Annotated in this window: 14 protein-coding genes and 1 other RNA gene; 7 read left to right on the top strand and 8 right to left on the bottom strand. The window is 51.4% G+C overall.

The features are described from left to right. Positions 1–31: 31 nt before the first annotated feature. Positions 32–871 carry a hypothetical protein gene (locus FZ040_RS04710; RefSeq protein ID WP_149170939.1) on the bottom strand — a complete coding sequence of 280 codons (840 nt, stop codon included), beginning with the start codon at positions 869–871 and terminating at the stop codon, positions 32–34. Positions 872–1,038: 167 nt separating this feature from the next. After that, positions 1,039–2,025 (bottom strand): diaminopimelate dehydrogenase, encoded by a 987-nt coding sequence (locus FZ040_RS04715; RefSeq protein WP_149170940.1) that lies wholly within the window; start codon positions 2,023–2,025, stop codon positions 1,039–1,041. Positions 2,026–2,232: 207 nt separating this feature from the next. On the opposite strand from FZ040_RS04715, the gene FZ040_RS04720 reads away from it, so the two are divergent. Continuing rightward, the gene (locus FZ040_RS04720) at positions 2,233–2,475 is read left to right on the top strand and encodes a DUF896 domain-containing protein (RefSeq protein WP_149170941.1); all 243 of its coding nucleotides are present in this window, start codon (positions 2,233–2,235) and stop codon (positions 2,473–2,475) included. 58 nt (positions 2,476–2,533) lie between these two features. On the opposite strand, the gene ssrS is transcribed toward FZ040_RS04720, so the two are convergent. Beyond that, a non-coding RNA gene (gene ssrS, locus FZ040_RS04725) (6S RNA) lies at positions 2,534–2,693 on the bottom strand. A gap of 231 nt (positions 2,694–2,924) precedes the next feature. Here ssrS and FZ040_RS04730 point away from each other — a divergent pair. Next, positions 2,925–3,239: a hypothetical protein gene (locus tag FZ040_RS04730; protein ID WP_149170942.1), complete on the top strand. Its 315-nt coding sequence runs from the start codon at positions 2,925–2,927 to the stop codon at positions 3,237–3,239. A gap of 55 nt (positions 3,240–3,294) precedes the next feature. Here the strand turns inward: FZ040_RS04730 and FZ040_RS04735 are convergent, their stop codons facing one another. Continuing rightward, positions 3,295–6,609 carry a DEAD/DEAH box helicase gene (locus FZ040_RS04735; protein WP_149170943.1) on the bottom strand — a complete coding sequence of 1,105 codons (3,315 nt, stop codon included), beginning with the start codon at positions 6,607–6,609 and terminating at the stop codon, positions 3,295–3,297. A gap of 166 nt (positions 6,610–6,775) precedes the next feature. Between FZ040_RS04735 and FZ040_RS04740 the strand changes: the two genes are divergently transcribed. Then, positions 6,776–7,855, top strand: a complete 1,080-nt coding sequence (locus FZ040_RS04740; protein ID WP_149170944.1) for a glycosyltransferase family 9 protein — start codon at positions 6,776–6,778, stop codon at positions 7,853–7,855. A 6-nt stretch (positions 7,856–7,861) separates the two neighbouring features. Here FZ040_RS04740 and FZ040_RS04745 read toward each other — a convergent pair whose 3' ends face one another. Continuing rightward, a complete protein-coding gene (locus FZ040_RS04745) occupies positions 7,862–9,115 on the bottom strand; it encodes a DAK2 domain-containing protein (RefSeq protein ID WP_149170945.1) in 1,254 nt (417 codons plus the stop codon). Positions 9,116–9,244: 129 nt separating this feature from the next. Here FZ040_RS04745 and FZ040_RS04750 point away from each other — a divergent pair, with 129 nt between their 5' ends. The 4 genes from FZ040_RS04750 to FZ040_RS04765 all read left to right on the top strand — a co-directional run bounded on the left by FZ040_RS04750 (position 9,245) and on the right by FZ040_RS04765 (position 12,867). Next, positions 9,245–11,731 (top strand): cell division protein FtsA, encoded by a 2,487-nt coding sequence (locus FZ040_RS04750; protein WP_149170946.1) that lies wholly within the window; start codon positions 9,245–9,247, stop codon positions 11,729–11,731. Positions 11,732–11,891: 160 nt separating this feature from the next. Continuing rightward, positions 11,892–12,071 carry a 50S ribosomal protein L32 gene (gene rpmF, locus FZ040_RS04755; RefSeq protein ID WP_033171569.1) on the top strand — a complete coding sequence of 60 codons (180 nt, stop codon included), beginning with the start codon at positions 11,892–11,894 and terminating at the stop codon, positions 12,069–12,071. 144 nt (positions 12,072–12,215) lie between these two features. Beyond that, positions 12,216–12,401, top strand: a complete 186-nt coding sequence (locus FZ040_RS04760; RefSeq protein WP_149170947.1) for a helix-turn-helix domain-containing protein — start codon at positions 12,216–12,218, stop codon at positions 12,399–12,401. A 268-nt stretch (positions 12,402–12,669) separates the two neighbouring features. Further along, positions 12,670–12,867, top strand: a complete 198-nt coding sequence (locus FZ040_RS04765; RefSeq protein ID WP_149170948.1) for a hypothetical protein — start codon at positions 12,670–12,672, stop codon at positions 12,865–12,867. Between the two features lie 77 nt (positions 12,868–12,944). Here the strand turns inward: FZ040_RS04765 and FZ040_RS04770 are convergent, their stop codons facing one another. The 3 genes from FZ040_RS04770 to FZ040_RS04780 all read right to left on the bottom strand — a co-directional run bounded on the left by FZ040_RS04770 (position 12,945) and on the right by FZ040_RS04780 (position 16,364). Continuing rightward, complete coding sequence (locus FZ040_RS04770) at positions 12,945–14,954, bottom strand: clostripain-related cysteine peptidase (RefSeq protein ID WP_149170949.1); 2,010 nt, start codon at positions 14,952–14,954, stop codon at positions 12,945–12,947. Between the two features lie 531 nt (positions 14,955–15,485). Then, on the bottom strand, positions 15,486–15,782 hold the full coding sequence (locus FZ040_RS04775) for a helix-turn-helix domain-containing protein (protein WP_149170950.1): 297 nt from the start codon (positions 15,780–15,782) through the stop codon (positions 15,486–15,488). A 210-nt stretch (positions 15,783–15,992) separates the two neighbouring features. Beyond that, entirely contained in the window at positions 15,993–16,364 is a 372-nt protein-coding gene (locus tag FZ040_RS04780) for a DNA methyltransferase (RefSeq protein WP_255448751.1), read from the bottom strand. Positions 16,365–16,800: the final 436 nt, after the last annotated feature.

Genomic DNA, 16,800 nt, shown 5'->3' on the forward strand with positions numbered 1-16,800 from the left:
CAATATGCCCCCTCCGGCCCCCAACGCCCCATCAGACACTGATTTCAAAATGCTCCTTATCGTCCTCATCTTTCGGCGGCTTGCGCACAATCTTTTTAGGCTTCGCCTTGATTTCCGGCGGCATAGCCGTCACCTGTTCCCGATACTGCCGGGCAATCTGCTTCGGCGCCGTTGAGGCAGGAACTTCCGGCGTCAGCTGTACGCGGCTGCGGGCCTTGGCGAGCCGCGCCTTTGCCTCAGCCCTGGCCTTGCGGATTTCCTCAGCGGCATCGATGGCTTCCTGCTCCTCAAGCTGGCGAAGAGCTTCGTCCGGCGTAAGACCGCGAAGGTTCAGTGAGCTTTCGGACTCCTCTGGCTCAATTGCCTGGCGGATATCCTCCGCCGAAAGCTCACCTTTGCTGCCATCCCGTTTTTTGAGCACGACGCGGAACAATACAAACGCCAGCACAAAAACCGCCAAAAAGGTAAAAATCCAATAACCGGCCCCATGACCGGCAAAAGACGACAGGGGCGCCTGCGCCGCCGTTGCCGTCTGGGTATTCTGCGAAGACTGTGTATCCTGTCCCGTCTTGCCGTCCTGCAGCGCAGCCGCAGCCTGAGGGTCTGTCTGTACGACAGTAGTCTGGTTCTGCTGCCCGCCGTTTTGCTGCTGGTTCTGTTTGGCATTGGGATTTTCCTGCGTCGTCTTGGAAAGCGGCCCATCGCCTTGGGCCACAGCCTGCCTGGCCTCAGCTTCCTGCCGTTGTGCATCCGTCTGGTTCTTATTCTGCGGCACCGTAGACTGCGTAACACTGCCGCCGCCATCCAAGGATACCTTCGGTGCCACCGGCGGCGTCGGCGGAGTCGGTGCAGTCGGTGGGGTCACTGCCATATATATTCCTCCTCTGCGCTATACTTCCTTATCGCCATTATACCGCCATTGTTCTAATTTTGCCAAAGACAAAATCCCACGATTGACGTTATAAAAGGTCCGCTGACTCCTCCCGTCAGCGGACCTTTTAGGCCACAGGCTGTTATCCTGCAGCCTGTGGCGCCTTTTTAAAGCAGATGCGCACGCAGTTCTTCACCACTCTGGGCGCAAAGATATGCCGGTGCAATATCGAGAACCGTCTTGCAGCCCAGCTGCCCCTCTTTTGCCAACCGGTAAGCCGCGCGGGCATAAGCCACAAGTACACTCGTAGTAAATTCCGGATTGGAATCCAAATCCAGTTTAAACTCAATGACGTGCTGATTTTCCTGATTGTGCCCCGTGGAACCCGTACGGATTACCGAACCGCCATGCGGCAGCCCCTTATGATTCTGCTGCAGCTCTTCTTCGCTGATAAACGTTACTGTCGTATCATAGTCAGCAAAGTAGTTCGGCATCGTCTTGATTTCCTTCTCCACATAGGCTGCATCAGCGCCGTCCTCCAGAACGACAAAGCACTCGCGCGTATGCTTCTGACGCGTCGTAAGCTCTGGATTCTTGCCAGCGCGAACCGCCTCAATGGCCGCCGGGACCGGAACCGTATACTGGCGGGCATCCTTCACGCCCTTAATGCGGCGGATGGCATCCGAATGTCCCTGCGAAACGCCACGTCCCCAGAACGTGTAATCCTTGCCATTTGGCAGGATGGCGTTGGCATAGACACGAGCCAGTGAGAATAGCCCCGGGTCCCAGCCAACCGAAATAATTCCGATATGGCCGGACTCTTTGGCCGCTTTATCCACCTCGGCATAATGTTCCGGAATGCAGGCATGCGTGTCGAAGCTGTCGACAATGTTGAACAGCTTCGCATACTGCGGTCCCTGCACCGGCAAATCCGTCGCACTGCCGCCACAAAGAATCATGACATCGATTTTATCTTCCCAGGCCGTCGCATCATCAACATGAACAACCGGAACCCCAGCCGTCGCAATACGGACTGCCGACGGATCGCGGCGCGTAAAAACCGCTGCCAGCTCCATATCCGGGTTGGCTTCAATTGCACACTCAACACCGCGGCCAAGATTACCATAACCAAGGATACCAATACGAATACTCATAGGTTTACCCCTCTCTTTCACGCTTTGCCTGTAAACTATGACAAATCAAACTCTTTTACATCATTACTATATCATACCAGCGTTTTATAGAAAAACATTTTCTTTCTGCCTTCCTGCCTATATTTTTCTATACAAATCCAGCAATCCTCGTTATAATTAATAACATTGACTATGCCAATAACCGCTGATTGTATAAATGGAGGTATTATGATTACATCGGAACTCATCGCCCGCATTAACGAGCTCGCCCGCAAAAAGCGTTCTGTCGGACTGTCCGAGGAAGAACTTGCCGAGCAGCAGAAACTCCGCCGCATCTACCTCGATGGCATCCGCGACCAGGTCAAGGGAATGCTCGACAACATCGAAGTCGTCGATGCGCCGGAAAAACCGCAGCCAAAAGTCACCCGCATCAACGAAGTATCCTTTTCGCTGCGCCGTAAACTTCATTGATTATACACGAAAAGGGACTGCCAGCCCTAAGGCAGCAATCCCTTTTCAAAGCAGGGGTCCAAAATGCCGTACGCTTTTCATGCCTAAAACCTGCGACTAGCAGGTGGGTGCTCTAAGTCTGACTTCAGTCTCCGCCGAGGCGCACATTCATCAGAATCAAATCAAGCTCCCTATAAAAAATGTAGGTTAGACATAATAAAAGCCCGCGTACATTCCAGGCGTGTCCTTCTTTGTATGTATAATAGCATAAAAAAAAACTGCGTGCAAGACTTGACAAATAAGAGCTTTTGACCGTTTACGAAAAAATCTGTATATTTGCAGTTTTCTTTGTAAAAAAGATAATTCTCAAGCTTTGCTTGGACTTTCCCCACAAAATCGACTATAATATATAGATAAGCTTGCTATTGATTTAACGACAAAACATCACATGACATAAAGGAGTTTTACTTATGGCAATTACATTCAGCGTAGCCATCAGCTACAACAACACCCTGGGCTGGATTGACTATGATGCCGACGCGCACAAAGCCGAGGTTCATCTTGGTGACGAAAAAGGCAAAGCGCTGGTTGAGGAATATCTCGGCAAATCCCATGAAATCATGGTTCCGCATAAAACGCTGATGGACTTCACGCATGAAACCGTTGAACCGCTCGCTGACGAGGCAAGCTTCAAGCTGGCCATCACCCGTCTCTGGAATGCTACGCAGGTTCATGTCGATTGGAGCCGTCCGGTCGATTATGTAAAGGCTCACCCGCATTATTGACAACAAAAACAGGCATCCGCTTTTGCGGTGCCTGTTTTTTGTGTCATCACCCAAATCAGCGATGGGCAAACAGTTCTTTTATTTCCTCTTCACTAAGCTTGGACAGGAAATTCTCACCGGGCTGAATCATCTGGTCGATGAGCGATTTTTTCTTTTCCTGGAGCTCATAGATTTTTTCCTCAACAGTTCCCTTGGTGATAAACTTCAAAACCTGCACATTGTTTTTCTGCCCCAAGCGATAGGCACGGTCGGTGGCCTGGTCCTCCACCGCCGGATTCCACCACGGGTCAAAGTGGATGACCATATCCGCTCCGGTGAGATTGAGGCCCGTTCCTCCGGCCTTTAACGATATCAAAAACACCGGCATAGTTCCTTCATTGAACAGTTTCACCAAGCGGATGCGCTCAAGCGCCGGTGTCGAACCATCGAGATAATAATAGGGAATCCCCAGGACCTTCAGTCGCTGTCCAATATGCTCCAGCATCGTCGTAAACTGGGAAAAGACCAGTATCCGGTGACCGCCCTCAACGGCTTCGCCCACGACTTCCTCTAACATATCGAGTTTGCCCGAACCGCCCTCATAACCATCAAGAAACATCGCCGGATCACAGGCAATCTGCCGCAGTCTCGTCAGGATAGCCAGAATCTTAATCCGGTTATCGCCAAAACCATTCTGACGCAGCTCAGCCGCAAATTCCCTTTGGCTGCGGATAAACCAAGCCTGGTAGACTTTCTCCTGCTTTGGCGTCATCTCATTGACCATCTTGCGTTCGACCTTATCCGGCAGTTCCGTAAGCACATCTTTTTTCATGCGCCGCAGGATAAATGGCATAACATGACGTTTGAGGTCATTTAGCGACCGCTCATCCTGTTCGCGGACGATTGGCGTCTCATAACGTTCCTTGAATTTCTTATGCGTCAGTAAATAGCCCGGCATCAGAAAGTCAAAGATCGACCAAAGCTCTGTCAGCGTGTTCTCGATAGGCGTTCCGGTTAAGGCAAAATAACCGCCGGTCTTTATTTTCTTAACTGCCCGGGCATTCTGGGTTGTCGGATTCTTGATATGCTGTGCTTCATCGAGGAACGTATACCGGAACTTGATTTTCTCATAAAGCTTGATGTCCCGCTTCAACATGTTATAGGTAGTGACCAGCACATCATAGCCCGTATCGGCATCGGCCAGGATTTGCCCGCGCTGTTCCTTGGTGCCGGCTACCGCTTCCGCCTTAAGGTCTGGCGCAAAGCGCTGAATTTCATCGAGCCAGTTGTACATGAGCGAAGTCGGCGCCACAACCAGCGACGGCGGCTGCTGCCCGTCCTTCTTCGCCAGCAGGAATGCGATAACCTGCAAAGTCTTGCCAAGGCCCATATCATCGGCTAAAATTCCACCCAAATGATAATCCGCCAGCGTGGACAGCCAATTGAATCCGGTTACCTGATAATCGCGCAACACGCCCTTGAGGCTTGCGGGCACATCGTACTCGGCTTCCTCCGGACGACGGATATCCCGCACAATCTTGCGGAACTCGCGGCTGCGCTCGAGCCGCAGGTTCTCATCCTCCCGCACGAGTTCGTCGAGATACATGGCATGGGAAAGCGGCAGTTCCACCGTGGCACCATCGGTCGCATTGGCCCGGGTAATGCCAACATTTTCGACAAAATCAGCAATTGCCTGCATCTGCTGTTCTTCGAGCGTAACAAAGGTCTTGTCCTTCAACCGGTGGTACCGGCGCTTGGCACGATAGGAGTCCAAAATATCCATCAGCTCCGAAAAGTCCAGGTCCTTCATATTAAACGTGACTTCCAGCAGGTCCATATCGTTGACACTGACACCAGCCGACACCTTCGGCATTGGGCGGACGGGCCGCTTTACAAAGCTGTCCTCATAGAATACATCGACCCAGTCCGGCAGCATCGGCAGTTCTTCTGTCAGGAATTCGTAGCTCTTTTCTTCATCCCGCTGTACCAGCTGGTCCCGTTCCTGCGTGAAGCCATAGTTTGCCAGCCTGGTCATGATTTCCTGTTCCCCGCGTGCATCCCGCACCAAACGGCGGCCATCGCGAAGCGGCGGTTCTGCCGTCACCAGCGGATTGAACCGGGCATCGCCATAACAGAGCATCGGACGAACGGCCACGCCATCACCGGCATAATCCAAAAAGAGTTCGGCCGTAAGCGGTTGGAGCATATACTGCTCCAAAAATTTGGGGTCTACCTCTACCTCAGCCGCTTTTTCGAGCCGCGGCAAAACTTCGCTGAAAAACCGCCCCATCTCCGAGCGGGGCACTTCAATCCGCGAAGTCGTCCGGAAAGACTGCCAAATAGGCTTCACCGCCCGGGCGAACTTAACCGGCACCGCATATACATGCTGATTCTGATACAGATACCGGCAGTCTTCATCGAGGGGCATCAAATCCTCCGTCTCAAGGCACACCACCCCGCGGCCATTCTTGTCGCGGATACTTACCGCCACTGGCGGCTCTGACCGGCTTCCCCGGACGTCACCGACTTCCGCACCATTTATGCGCATTTCAAACGGTGTATCCCCCATAATCGCCAAAAACCGCCCGAGATTATCGGCCGACAATTTGAACTGCTTCTGTTCAAAGATATAGCTGTGATATCCCGAATAATAATAGCCGCGATTAGGGCTGTGTACCAAAACATCCTGCTCCAGCCGATGGGCATCAACAAGCATCTGATACAATTTTTCCGACACAGGGTCTGCCCAGCGGACATCCGAAAGATTCACCTCGGCATTGCGTCCTAGCGGCCAGCTGCTGCCCTTTTCCTTTTCCCGCAAAAATGTCAGCACATCACGGATGATATAAAGCCGGTCGATACCAAAGCGGAATTCCAGCCAGCAATGGGTGTTGCCATAAAGGTCCTCAGTGAACAGCCGTGGAACAAGATAAGCTGCCTGCCCGGCACTCCGATAACCAGCATCTTCCACACGGTCCGCGTCAGCAAAGAAGCGGAACATCCGGCGGCTGCTGATTGACCCGCTGTGTTCCTCCTGGCTGCGCACATCAAACGATTCCTTGAGCTGCTGGAAAACCGCCTGTTTGTCAGTCAGTTCTTCTTCATTTTCTGCCTGATCATCCTGAATCGCCTTCAGCACCGCCACCACATGCTTGCAGGCACCGAGATACTGCCTGGCCGCCGGACAATCGCAGTGATACTGCTCGATGCCGCTTTCATCCTTGGACAGTTGGACTTCCACCGCATAGGAAATCGAGCCCTCCACTTGTCCCCGATAATGATGGGGGCGGACCTGTTCGAGGCTCTTCACCCGGCCCTGGTTAAAATACCGGACACCACGGCTATAGGCAACATCGCTTGCTACCGTGCGAATCATCATATCTTTCAGCAAGTCCTGCCACTCCTTTTCTCCTACGTTAAAAAACCATGGGAATGCTTGAATCCCTGAGGTTCGCTATGCTAAGATAAACTTATCATTTTAATCGTCAAATGGGCCGCAGCCCATCTTTTCATTCTACTATGGTCCGGCTGAAAAACCAACCGGAAAAGGGAATTTTATGCAGAAAAAAAACATAGAACCAGCAGACGGCACCCGCATTCTCATCGTCCGCCTCAGTGCCATCGGCGATGTACTGCATGCCACTGCTGTCACCCACAACCTAAAACGCATCTATCCAAACTGTCATCTCACTTGGTTGGTAAGCCCACCAGCTGACAGTCTGCTGAAAAACAATCCCGATATCGACGAACTTTTAGTCTGGGACCGCCGCATCATCGACAAAGCCTTCGCCCGGAAAAAATTGGGCACCGTCCTGCACTGTCTGAAAGAAGCCAAAGCCCTGCTCGCTGCGCATGAGTTTGACATTGCCTTAGACATTCAGGGGCTTTTCCTCAGCGGCATTCTGACCAAACTCAGCGGCGCTCCCCGCCGCATCGGTATCCACGAACGCCACGAGGGCAATTTTCTCTTCATGAGCGAAATGGCCCCTGACACCAGTGAACCACATAAAATCCGCCGCTATATGACCGCCCTTGAGCCATTGGGCATAACCGCGGATAAATTCCAGCCCGGGCTCGTCCTGACACTTACGGACAGCCAGCGGGCCTGGGCGAAAGAATTCTGGCAGGATCACGGCATCGAGCTTGGAAATAAAAGCCGTCCGCTCCTGCTGGTCAACACCCGCACCACCTGGCCAGACAAGAACTGGCCCGCCAGAAACTTCGGCTTGGCCCTGCGCCAGCTCGCCCCACCGGTACAGATTGTCTTTACCGGTGCGCCCAACGACGTGCCCTATATAAAGGAAGCACAGCAGGAATTGGGCCGTCCCAGTCTTTCCATCGCCGGCGAAACGAATCTTAGCGAACTTGCCGCCCTGTTTGCCGAGGCTGACCTATTGCTCACGGGCGACACCGGCCCGCTCTACATTGCCGAAGCCGTCGGACTGACCACGCTTTCCCTCTGGGGACCTACCCATCCCAGCATTTACGGGCCGCTGACTGCCGGTCATCACTTTATCTTAAGCCCGCACAACTGCACGGCCTGCTGCAAAACAAAATGCAGGCATAAAACCAATGCCTGCATGAATGCTATTTCGCCTGCTATCGTCGCCAAGGAACTGATATCCCTGCTGAAATAACGGCCATTATTCTTTTTCTGCCGCCCGCGTCATCGCGCTTGCATTTTCCTTCGCCGTTTTTGACGGGTCAAACGCCTTGACTGCCCGGGCCTGCTGATTTTTATCTTCGCAGAGAACCAGCTCCACGCGGCTTCCTACCAAACGCTTTGCCTGCTGGAATACCAGCCAGAAATCGCGGCTCCAGGAAATCATCAGATAGGTATCGGCAAAGTCGCTATGCGCGGCACTGACGAGCTCCGCCACCGACGGGCCGTCGTCAACGCTGCCGCTCACGATGATGTTGATGCCGGATTCCTGCATCTCACGGGCCTGGACTTTATTCTCCGCCACGGCCAGCATCGCCACGGGGATCAGCGCTCCATGCGGACTTAGTTCGTGCGTTTCACTCATATTCGTGACATGAACATCCTTGATAGCCCCCCAGCCCACCGACTGCTCGATGACCTTTCCCGGGTGATCCGTATGCAGATGAACAGCGATCCCTCTCCCCTTTGGCTGCACCAGCACAAAGCTTGAATACTCATTAAGCTGCTCTTTGAAGGCCTGCATGTCCACTTTCGGATTGCCCACCGTAAAGCGCACGCAGTACGGACGAACCACATCGTTGCGCGGATCCGGCATACCAGGCTGCTGCGCCTCTAAGCCCAGCGACAGACTGACTGCAGGCGAAACGAAATTGCCATCAAGACCTTTGAGGCACCCCTTGAGAAACGTGAACATAATGCGCGCCCCGGCATCTTCCAAGCCAATCTTAGCGAGTTCCTTTTCGCCGGTCTCAATTGCCGCCTCAAGGATTTCCGAAATCGGCTTATTATCGCGGACTGCATGATAAGCACCTTTGGCTACGGCCTTAGCCAGTGTGATGATAGGCCGTTCCTTTTCGCCCGGAATCACGCGCTGGGCATAGAGGATTCCATACTGGAATGCCTTGCCAAACTCTGAGGACGTTGCATTGTATTTGCCCGACAAGCCCTTCCCCAGACCGCGGAACATCTGCGCCAATACCACGCCGGCATTTCCACGCGCGCCGAAAATCGCGCCGGATGCTACGCGCCGGGCCAGTCCGCCGATACTGTCATCCTTCACATCCCGCAGCGGCATCACCGCCGCCCCCATGGTTCGGAGCACATGCGTGCCGGGGCGGTGTCCTGCCCCCTTCATCTCATTTATTGTCTCATACTCAAGCAGGAACTCACTGTAAGCGCCACTTACCATGCGCTTGAAATCACTACCTGTAATTACTTCTTTATTTCCTGTCATAACAATCACACCCGCTTCTTTTTAGTTTGTATGTCCCGTAAATTTTCTGCTAAAAACAGGATTCCTCTATATACTTCGCGAAATAAGTAAAATAACCTTTTAAATTCTGAAATTACAAGGAGTTTTTTTATGCCTACAATAAAAGAGCCGGCCAAAACAAAAACTGCCGCCAAAACGACGGCACCGGCCAAGAAAACTGCTGCGCGCAGCAAAACAGCCAAAGCAGCCAAAGCAGCCAAGCAGGCCAAGGAACCTGCGTCCAAAAAAGCGAAGGGAGAGCGCATCTTCTCGCTGGATATCGGTACCCGCAGCGTCATCGGCATCGTAGCCGAACACGATGAAAGCGACGACCAGCTTCACATCATCGCCACCGACCGGCTGGAGCACAAAACCCGTGCCATGCTGGATGGCCAGATTCACGATGTACCGCAGGTCGCAGCCATTATCGAAAAAGTCAAAGAATCGCTCGAAGCCAAGACCGGTCCGATTAAAAACGCCGCCGTTGCTGCCGCCGGCCGCGCCCTCTACACCATGACAGCCGAAGCTGAAATGGAAGTCAACGGGCTCATCACCGCCGAGCAGCAGCGCAATCTGGATTTTGCCGGCGTGCAGGCCGCCCAGGCCGCGCTTACCGATTCGCATACCGTGGATGACCCCACGCGTTACTACTGCGTAGGGTACAGCACCATCCGTTACGTTCTCGATGACATCCAGCTCAAATCCCTCGTCGGGCAGCGCGGCAAAAAAGCGAAGGCCGTCGTCATCGCCACCTTCCTGCCCCGTCAGGTCATTGACTCGATGCAGTCCGCCCTTCACGCCACCAATCTGGAGATGCGTGCCCTGACACTGGAGCCGATTGCCGCCATCAACGTACTGATTCCGCCTACCATGCGCCATCTGAATCTCGTGCTCGTCGATATCGGCGCCGGCACCTCCGACGTTGCCATCACCAAAAATGGCTCCGTCATCGCCTACGGCATGGTCCCACTGGCCGGCGATGAAGTCACCGAGGCCATCAGCCAGCGGTTCCTGCTGGACTTCAACGTGGCTGAAGACATCAAACGCCGCGCTTCAAACGGCGAAGACGTCTCCTTCACCGACATCCTCGGCATGGAATATAACCTCACGGCCAACGAAATCATCGAACCGGTATTGCCGAACATCGAGAATCTGGCCGCTGCCATCTCCAAGCAAATCATCGAACTCAACGGCGACGCCCCTCAGGCGGTCATGCTCGTCGGCGGCGGTTCGCTGACCCCGAATCTGGCCGCCTTCGTTGCCGATGCACTTGGTATGCCGCAAAACCGCGTCGCAGTCCGCAAACCGGACAAAGTCGATGGCATCACCGACCTGCCGGAGGAACTTCACTCCCCCGACGCCGTCACGCCGCTGGGCATCTTAAAGATTGCCTCCCTTAACACCCTGCATTTCCTCTCGGTCTATGTCAACGACGAAGAATACAGTTTGTTCAACTTCCGGGAGCTCACCATCTCCGATGCCCTGCTGAACGCCGGCATCAACATGCGCAAATACAACGGCCATCCAGGACTCGGCCTCATGGTAAGTCTTGGAACCGAAAAGAAATTCTTCCCGGGCACCCTCGGAACCTTCGCCAAGATCCTGCTTGGCGACGAAGAAGCCGACCTCGATACCGTCATCCATGATGGCGCGCATATCACCATCATCCCGGGCGAGAACGGCACTACGCCGACCGTCCGCCTCGGTGACCTGGTCACCGCCGGTCAGGAATATACCATCTATGTAAACGGCCGGGAAAAACACATCCGCCAGCACGTCACCATCAACGGCAAAGAAGCCTCGGCTGACCAGCTGCTGGCTGACGGCGATGTCATCGAAAGCCGTGAATTCAAAAGCCTTGGCGAAGCACTGCTGGCCGCTGGCTACCCGCCGACCGGCCGCAAAATCCACTACAAACTCAACGGCAGCGATTCCAGTTACAGCTGCACACCGGAAATTCTTTTAAACGATGCTCCGGCCAGCATCTCGATGCCGATTCACGAAGGGGACCACATCGAATACATCGCCGACGAAGAACCAAAACTCGGCGATGTCCTCGACGTCAACGATGCCGACACCTCAATTGTCATCTACTACGAAAACAACGAATACCAGATTCCGTCCGCCAGCATCGAACTCATGGTAAACGGCCGCAAAGCCAGCCCTGGCACCCTGATTGATGACGGCTGCGAAATCACCTATGTAAAATCCGAACGCACAGCTACGACTGTCAGCGATGCGCTGTTAGCCGTCAACTTCCAGCCGCCCGCTGCCACCAGCCGCATGACCTTTACCATTCTCGTAAACGGCCTGCCGGTTGATTTCACGGATCCGGTCAAAAACGGCGATATCCTCGAAGTCAAACTGACCTCACTGGACAAAACCAATGAAGCGCCAGCAGCCCCGTCCGCCAGCGCCTCCGGGGTACAGACGCTTTCCAGCATCAACGCCAGCGCGCCCCGCACTGGACTTTCCAGCCTTTCCCACCCCGCAACGCGCCCGCATATACCAGGTCTTAGCACAGCTGCCACCACCTCCCCATCGGCACCAGCCGCGCCACCGCGCCGCACGATTGCCGATTTCATCCGCAAAGACTGATGCCTGCCGAAAATTTTACTTGCATAATAGCACGAAAAAGGGTATCATAGTAACATGTGTCAACGCACATTAACCACGTGAAATGAATCCATTCAGCATCAACCCATTGCATGGATTTCACTAACAGGGAATAAGATTCACTCCGGAGGTGAAAATCAACATGGCAGTACCAAAGCGTAAAACTTCCAAAGCACGCCGCGACCAGCGCCGCGCTAACTGGAAACTTGAAGCACCGGGCTTCGTAGCATGCCCGCAGTGCCACGAACCGAAAATGCCTCATCATGTATGCTCCGAATGCGGCTACTATGATGGCAAAGAGGTCGTCAAAGCAGCAGAATAATGCGAAAAAAACAGAGCAGCCTTCCAGCTGCCCTGTTATTTTTTTGTCCGGACCAATGTCATTGACACCCTCTCTATTTTATGGTTTAATGATAGCAATTATCTTATAAAATAAGACATCAACAGCAAGAAAGGAGTTAATTCTTTGAGCATCCGTTCATTCCGCGACATATCCAGAGTCCGCACAGCTCGTCTTGACCAGGGTCTTACCTGCCGTCAGCTGGCACTCAAATGCGGCATCAAGCCGTCCACCCTCATGGAGTTTGAATGCGGCTATCGCCCGATTTGTGCGAACACCTACCGCCTTCTTCTCAACGCACTGAACCTTTAATCATCGTTGGCTATTCACCGACTTGCTGTGGAAAGCCATCCGATGAATGCAGATGATACGCCAAGGAGCCATAGACTACAGTCTGTGCGCTCCTTTTTATTTCTCCTGCAACATCACTATCCCAGTGTAAATGTATAAAAATCACAGATATTCTTTAAACTTTGTACAAGATTACACTCCCATCCTCCTCTAATTGTTTTATAATAATTGCAGTAGTTAATAAACATCAGTTATCGAGAATCACAGATACTGTTGGAGGGGATAGCTTATGGAAAAATCTCTCGCTGAACTTTGTCACCTCTGTAACAGCATGACCGGATTACAGCAAGAAATCCAAGAGATGGAAGACTGTCTGATACATTGGGACGAAAAACTAACCGAGTCCACAGAACGTATGATGCAAACACATTGCGTGATGAATATCTGCTATCAAAATGGACAATATAGCAAAAGCCAGCCGATTTGACGGCTGGCTTTTTTCATTTTCATGATAAAACTTCCTTCAATGCTCAACAAAGGCGAATCCAACGATTGGTGCAGAAGTTAAGTTGAAGTAGTTATTTTTCCATTCTGTATCGTAAATTGTACCATATTGGACAAGGCGCTTTTGCCTGTCGGGGTAACAAATTCGAAGAAATATCCGTACAATCCATCTCCCACATCCTCATCGGCAACCCTTGGATTATCACCAGCGCTAAATGTATCTACTTCCACTTCCTGCGGATTAGTGTCATTACCTGAAAGTATCATAGCATAATGAATGGTGGTTATCCGGTCATCCCGTTTCAATTGAACCAGATTACGGCTTCCCATGCCGCTGCTGTCTATCCCTTTACGCGCACCAAGAATATGATATTTTTGATCCTTGTAGTTATAAGCTACCTCCAAATTGCATCTTTCCCCATTCAACTTAATCGGCACCGCATAGAGATTATACCCATCATCCTCCGCCGTGATTTCCACATAAACAGGATGTCCATTCAACATCGGCCACTTGCCAAAGAAATTATCCTTGAACACGCCCTTGTCCCAATCCGCCACAATATTGGAATCACTTCCCAAAACCAGCAGAATATCATCTTTTTCCGAAACATAAACTAACTGGCAGTGAACACTAGAAAGCATATCCATTTCCCTATTGGTCAAGGTGACAAAGGCATCTCCATTAGAGTCAATATCGACAAACTTATCCTCCAGCTCCTTCACCGGAAAAAAACGCTGAGCTTGGGCATCGTCTTCATGCACCTTCGGAACGGTAGAAATGTCTTGTGAAATACCTTTAGCCACCAAATCCTTGGCTTCTTGGGAAAACACCCCCGAAAGCATATAATGATACAAACATTTCTGTGACAGCGGCACCGCCTTCTGCTCTAAATATTTTTCCAACACCGTCCGGTCGCCATCATAAGCGTAAAAACCAGAAATACCATTTCCCCGGCTGCGGTACTTCCCTTGCACTTTATATACCACCGCATTGTCTACGGCATTCATCAGCCCCCTGGAGGTCAGTGGCAACAATCCGGTAGTCCTGCTGGCCAAATCCCCTAAATCCACCATATCGGAATATCCCTGTTCTTTGTTATTGCCGCCATAATTTTCCGCCGTCTGGGCACTGCGGCCAAATTCCGAGAAAAATCCTCCCGCGTTATTTGCGGCCAGCTTCAAGGCTTCTATTCCATAGTTTTCATAAGCCCTTCCCAAGGCAGGAATCTTACTTATGTCAATCACCGACAAAGTAGCCAAATCAGCTGCCCCGTACTCGCGGCAGCCCTTCATGTAACTGTCGCAGATAACCCTTCCTAATTCAGCACCATTCATGTAAGGATTATGGGCTAAAGCCCCAACCCATCTGGTATAATCCCATCCGTTCCCCGGCTCTCGTTCTTCAGAGGCCGTCATATAGCGGGATATTCCCTTCAAGGCGTTGGCGGTATCATAACTAGCCATCATACAGGCATCAAAACCAATCATTTCAAATGGTGGATTGGACTCCGAAGCGCCATATACCTTCGTAAAGGCGTTGGTAATATCATTCAGGCTAAGGGAATTTCCAGTGCGCTCATCCTGGCAAACACCGCCCACACTGCCACCACCATGATTCCAAAATACGAAGGCCAGGCGCAAATTCTCATCAGCAAAAGCCCCCTTGCCCACAGTCAAAAAACTCTCCAATGTTTTGGCAGCCCCCATATCGGCATCTTCATAGCGGCCTATTTCCTTAATCCCATTACTATCATATAGATACAGCCCAAGTTCTCCCGGCTTCATCATATCATTTTGCCACTTATCAGCTCCACCAGTAAGTATAAACACCCTGACATTGGGTGGAAGCTTTACTTTCGTAAGCTCAATTAAATCAGTTGTAGCAAATCCATTTTTTGATTCCAGATCAGCGCCGCAAATATACCAATAAATCAGCCAGTTCCCCCCTGCCTGATTCGCTGCCTCAGCCTGCGAATAAACACTAAGTTTACCGCACCATACCCAAGCAGCAAGGACAACCATTATTGCCAGACAAAATTTTCCCAATAAATTTCTCGACAACCTGCACATCTTCTCCCCACCTTTTCCTGTCAAAAATTTTAATGACCTTATTCTCCATTACAGACGCAACTTCCTCCCTGGCAATGATATATGTCTCGCGCATGGAAATACGAAGGGCCGTCCATTGGTCTTGGACGCCCCTTCTCCCTCTACGGCTGACTTTTGCCAGCGGTGTTTACTGGTGGATTGTTATATCTCCTGGTTAGCCCAAGGGACAGAATACAAAAAAAAGCCTCGTGAAAACTCACGAGACCGATGATACGTCGCGGCCAGCCTCTCTTGGTGAGCTGCAGGGCTGGGCGGGTGGGTGCATCGCTGTATGGGATGACTCGATGTAGACTGACGTAAGAAGACGCCCCCGGCTGCGTTCCTGCTTTGGTGGACGCATCCACATCCACCATCTAAGTGTCACTGGCACTCCTCTATCACACACCGACATATCAAGATATAGAAAAAGGCACTACCATAACGCTATGGTTAGTACCTTTTGGTTGATATAAACGCTGTGTCATGACAAGTTGGAATATAAGAAAATAACGATCAGCTTTGCGCTGCCATGATTTCACGTGGATAGCGCAGGATGGCTCTTAGATATGATGCAGCAGTAGCATCAATCTTCCTGCGGCCCTGCTCCCAATTGCGGAGCGTTGCCAAGGGGATGCCGAAGGCTTTGGAAAACTCCTGCTGGGTTATGTTCAGATGCTCACGAACTTCTTTCGGTTTTACTTGATAGACAACCGTCTTTTTTACCCCTTCGACAGGGATTCCCTTGGCATCCTGCAGTGCCTCATTAAGCCCCTCAAGGATTTCGGATGCAGCAAAAGACATTTTACTCATGGTGGATTTCCTCCTTTTCCCGGAAGACTGCTTTTAATTGTTCAGCTACGACCTGAGGTATCAATTCTTTTTCCATATCTATATTATACGCCAATGACGTATAATATACAAGCAAAAGAGCCTTACAGGTAACCAGCCTGCAGGCTCTTTCATCGGTGATAATCGTGACCGAATACCATCTTCTCATTTGTGCCTTTATTATAACACGATTTACACAGGCACAAAATCGTTTCCACCAAAACAGGCGGCTGACCAGTCAAATTGACTTGTCAGCCGCCCGCCTTGCGAGGGATGGGGATTAGTCTTTTCCCGGCAGCGTTCTAGTGCCACAGCATTGACATCCACGCCAATAATATTACGGTTTAGTAATTTGGCCTCCACCATCGTGGTACCGCCCCCGGCGAACTGGTCAAGGACACAATCGCCCTCCTTAGAATAACGCAACATAATATTGCGGGGGATATAGTGCGACCAATTCCCCCGCCACTTGGCATCATGAGTGGCCCAGTCGCCTCGTTTTGGAAAAGTCCAATGCAGATCCTCCCGCCTTATTGTTTTTGATCGTTTTCGATCGTTTGGCATTGAATAATATAGCACAAGATCCCCAAACCTCGCAAGTATTGTTTTATCCTGCCGTAATTTTTATATGTTTCTTCCAGCAAATCCCCCAAATACCTTCATCTTATTGGTTTTGCGCAAAAAAAGAAGACCTTTTCCGAAACTGGCCTTCTTTCCTTTTGTATCGCATATTTTATTGTTTATTATTATAAATTGCATAATAAAAGAGATTCTCCGGCGGGCGTCGCCTCTCCCGCATCTCTCGGGTTGCCCCTGTCATGCCATCGGCGTGTGGTCGCAACGAAGTTTACCACCTCAGAGAATCTCTATTGTTACTTATATTATATCAATCTGCGTTCCGTTTGTAAAGAATCCGCTTATTGCGTACATAGCTTTCCCAACGCGTCTTGCTAATCCGCCAAGCCGATATGATAGAATTCTTGTAGCCTGGCTTATCATT

The organism is Pseudoselenomonas ruminis, from assembly GCF_008271295.1.
GTDB classification, from domain to species: domain Bacteria; phylum Bacillota; class Negativicutes; order Selenomonadales; family Selenomonadaceae; genus Selenomonas_A; species Selenomonas_A ruminis.